At 31.2% G+C, this 3,905-nt stretch carries 4 protein-coding genes; 1 reads left to right on the forward strand and 3 read right to left on the reverse strand.

What is annotated here, in order from left to right:
* Positions 1-158 precede the first annotated feature (158 nt).
* From ACTJJ9_RS26005 to ACTJJ9_RS26015, 3 genes are all read right to left on the reverse strand, one after another.
* Positions 159-1,103 (reverse strand): metallophosphoesterase, encoded by a 945-nt coding sequence (locus tag ACTJJ9_RS26005; protein ID WP_145585380.1) that lies wholly within the window; start codon positions 1,101-1,103, stop codon positions 159-161.
* 449 nt (positions 1,104-1,552) lie between these two features.
* Entirely contained in the window at positions 1,553-2,746 is a 1,194-nt protein-coding gene (locus tag ACTJJ9_RS26010; protein ID WP_307190870.1) for an RtcB family protein, read from the reverse strand.
* A 182-nt stretch (positions 2,747-2,928) separates the two neighbouring features.
* Entirely contained in the window at positions 2,929-3,585 is a 657-nt protein-coding gene (locus tag ACTJJ9_RS26015) for a hypothetical protein (RefSeq protein ID WP_145585382.1), read from the reverse strand.
* Positions 3,586-3,759: 174 nt separating this feature from the next.
* Between ACTJJ9_RS26015 and ACTJJ9_RS26020 the strand changes: the two genes are divergently transcribed.
* Positions 3,760-3,905, forward strand: a 146-nt coding sequence (locus ACTJJ9_RS26020; RefSeq protein ID WP_440768486.1) for a transposase, incomplete at its 3' end; no start/stop codon positions are given.

Here is a 3,905-nt window from a genome sequence, read left to right on the forward strand (position 1 = left end):
TAGGTGTGTAGCAATCTTTTTCTTTGGTTATCTTAGGAAAATTATTATCCCTTATAAGAACATTTTTAGAAAATAAAAAAGCTTGTAGAGAAAAAACACCCACTTTCTCTACAAGCTGAAGCAATAAAAGAGATAGAAATACTATCTCTTTTATTGCTTTACTTTTTAATCTTCAAAACACGATCCTCTTCAAGACCAAAGCCATCAATTTCAATTCGATTTTTATACACTTTTAAAATAGAAAATGAGTTAGTATCCTCTGTTTCAACCATTCCTTTGAAATTGACATAATAAATTTCATTACTTACGCTATAATTTCCCGCATGGTTATGACCATTAAAAAATGCAACAACATTACCAGCTGCTTCAAGTTCCTTCTTAACTAGTTCATCATTCCAAATATTATGTTCATCTTTTGGGTAAACAGGCATATGGGAAAAAACCATTACTTTTTCGTTCCTCTTAGCTGACTTATCTAAAGTATTACGTAACCAATTTAGCTGCTCTTCACTTAATCCACCATTCCATGTTTGTGCATTGATTGCCCCTTTAGCTTTAATATCATGATACATTTCCTCAGCTTGTTTATACTTAAGTGATCCTTTAGAATTTGCATAAAAGCTAAGATCGTTTGAATCAAGAACAATAAATCTCCACTTTTTATATTTAAAGTCATAATATTGATTTGGCATACTAAGTAATTTAACAACTTCATCAGACGAGGCTGCAAAATCATGATTACCTAGTACATGGTACTTCTTACTTTCAATGCTATTATAAATTGGTAGAATTGATGAGAAACTTGAGTAATCGCGATCAATCAAATCCCCTAGTTGTATAGTAAACCTAAGTTTATGCTCATTAAAAATTTGCGATGCTTCAGAAAGCTTTTCCAAAGAATTTTGATAGAATCGGGTACCAGAAGGATTACAATTACAATATTGAGCGTCAGGTACAATGCCAAATTCAAACATAGGTTTTTCCTCTTTTTTTGCCAATACAGTTTGAGGAGAATTTAAAACAGCAACAACCATTCCAAACATCACGAGAAGACTAATACCTTTCAGTATTTTCATAAAACGCTTCATTCTCTTTTGAAACATAAGAAATTCCCCTTTCTTTCGTTTTCAATTATTTCGTTTTCATCATAACCGATAAAAAAAGAAAAGAGCTGATGTTTACTGAAACTTTATAAACAATTTAAGATTTAACAAATTCTAACTAATTCATTTACATAATTTGGGTAATTCTTAACTTTTCAAAGTGTTTCCTTAGGAAAATAGGTGTTATCTATTATAGGAAAGGTAGTGTTAAAGATTTGTAACAAGTTGTTGGATTGGAACGGATACGTGAGGAATATCCTGTGTAAGAAGCGTGTCATGTAGAGATTCCGCGGGCATTAGCTTAACGGACCGAATCGCACACGGAAACAAATGGATGTAGCAAATAATAACAATAACTCTAATTAATAAAATACTATCGTATTTGAATATTAATTTCAGTACGATAGTATTCGATTAATTTATAATTGTTTAACTAGCATTTACAACTTTTAATTTGCCTTAAAATTATATAACGGCTTAATAACATCCTTAATTTCAATTGTATCTGTAGTATGTTTGATTATTTCTTCCATAGGCTTATATGCCATTGGAGATTCATCAAGTGTTCTTTCTGATACAGAAGTCGTCCATACATTTTTCATTGTATTTTTGAACTCATCTAAGGAAACATTCTCTTTTGCTTTCGCTCTTGACATAAGTCTTCCCGCTCCATGTGGTGCAGAATAATTCCAATCTTGATTTCCTTTTCCTTCTGCAATAATGCTACCATCCCTCATATTCATTGGAATTATGACCCGTTCTCCCTTTTGTGAAGAAATTGCTCCTTTACGCAAAATCATATTTTCCATATCAATATAATTATGAATAGTAGTGAACTCATCAATCTTATTCCATTTCATTTTTGTAATAATTTCATCTACCATAGCTTTTCTGTTGTATAATGCATAATTTTGAGCAATAGCCATGTCATTCATATAGTCTTTAAAGCTTTGACCTTCTAAAAACGCTAAATCCTTGTGTATCTTCGGTGCTTTTATTCTTTGTAGCTCAGATTGAATCTCTTTCTCTCTTCCATGTAATTTTAACTCTTTAATTAATTCCTCTTTCTCTTTAGCTATGCTCGTTAATTCTTCGTAAGCAAGATTTTGATAATGTTCAGCAATTTGCTTTCCTAGGTTTCTTGAACCGCTATGAATAACAATATATACACGACCTTCACGATCTTCATTTAATTCAATAAAATGATTTCCGCCCCCTAGAGTCCCAATACTATCTTTTGCTCTATTTAAGTTAAATGGTGCTCTAACATCTCGAAAATTAATTTTCTTTGAAAATGGATGTCTTTGGCTATTATGTCTTACACTAAATCCGCTTGGCACATATTTTCTAATTGTTTCATCTAATTGATCAAAGTTTATTTCATCTTTATTTTTATCTATAATAGCCACTTCCATGCCACAGCCTATGTCTACACCAACTAAATTTGGAACTATTTTATCGTGAATTGTCATAGTAGTACCAATTGTACATCCAGCTCCAGCATGTGTATCTGGCATTATTCTAATCTGAGAATCTTTTACAAATTCTTGGTTGCATAATTCAATGATTTGTCCAGCTGCCGTTTGTTCTACATTATCTGTAAAAACTTTGGCAGAATTATATTTTCCTTTTAACTCAATCATGATGTCCTCCTAAGTAAATCCAGTATTAATCTTCCTTATTATACTATTTTTGGTAATCATTTTGTTATGAAGTTTTGGTTGTTCCTGCTATTTAATTTACAAATAGAAGAAAAATTATTGAAATGCTTTTTATAGAATGTTTAATGTTTAATCTAGAACTTATTAGAATAGGTTTATAGAATTTATAAACCACCAAACAAATACAATAAAATATTTGAGCTTCTAAGTATGAAAGCCAACAATATCGACAATGGAACAACCAATAGATACTGTATTTTTGATTTAGGTAATATAACAAGTAATAAGATAGCAATGAATAAATCAAAGCCTAACACCACCGAATAACCATAAAAAAATGGAGCGCCTTGTTCGAGAAGAAGACCAATAGGTAATGCTGCACAAATTGCCGAAAGGCCCCCTTCTCTTCTACTGAACCAAACTATGTAAGCAGCTAAAGGCGAGACAAGCGCAATTGCTCCCCAACGCAAAAAATAATAGGTTGGAAAAAATCCAAACAACACTTGTGAATAAATATAGTAAGCTATCAAGAGACCAGCAAAAAATCCGAATACTTTAAAAGCTGCAACTTTAGGATTTTCACTCCATACAGCAATGAAAGTCGCCAATCCAACCCATATACATAGACGTGTTGTGGTGTTACTAATAATGTCAAAAATCATCCCAATTCCACTATTAGATGAAACGGTATCACTATATTTTGCAATGACACCTAAAAAAGCACCTAAAAGAAAATATATAACTAATTGTATGATCATTTGTTTTGCTGTAAGTTTTGGTTTTTCTTTAATTCTAATATTCTTTAATAATTCTCTCGACATTTTAATCCCCGATAGTAATAAATAAGACTGTAACAATAACAGCATATTAGATGTTAAGCCATTGTACCTGTTAATAATATTCTATGTTCATCCACTCAAATAAATGATGCTAGACTAAAAAGTAGACACAGATTGTTATAATAAGAATATAAACTATAACGAGGTGTGTCGAAAATGCCAAGAGGTACTGGTAAAAGATATGATGAAGCATTAAAAAAAGAAACAGTAAAGTATATTGCAGAGAACAATAAGTCTGTGGCTCAAGTAGCTAGAGAAATGGATATTAATGAAAATACTTTATATAACTGGATTAAGAAATA

The sequence above is a fragment of the Metabacillus sp. 22489 genome, assembly GCF_052044855.1.
Classification (GTDB): Bacteria; Bacillota; Bacilli; order Bacillales; family Bacillaceae; genus Metabacillus; species Metabacillus niabensis.

Coding starts and splice junctions, on each gene's coding strand:
- ACTJJ9_RS26005 (WP_145585380.1), bottom strand. CDS start 1,103: ATGTTTCAAAAGAGAATGAAGCGTTTTATGAAAATACTGAAAGGTATT.
- ACTJJ9_RS26010 (WP_307190870.1), bottom strand. CDS start 2,746: ATGATTGAGTTAAAAGGAAAATATAATTCTGCCAAAGTTTTTACAGAT.
- ACTJJ9_RS26015 (WP_145585382.1), bottom strand. CDS start 3,585: ATGTCGAGAGAATTATTAAAGAATATTAGAATTAAAGAAAAACCAAAA.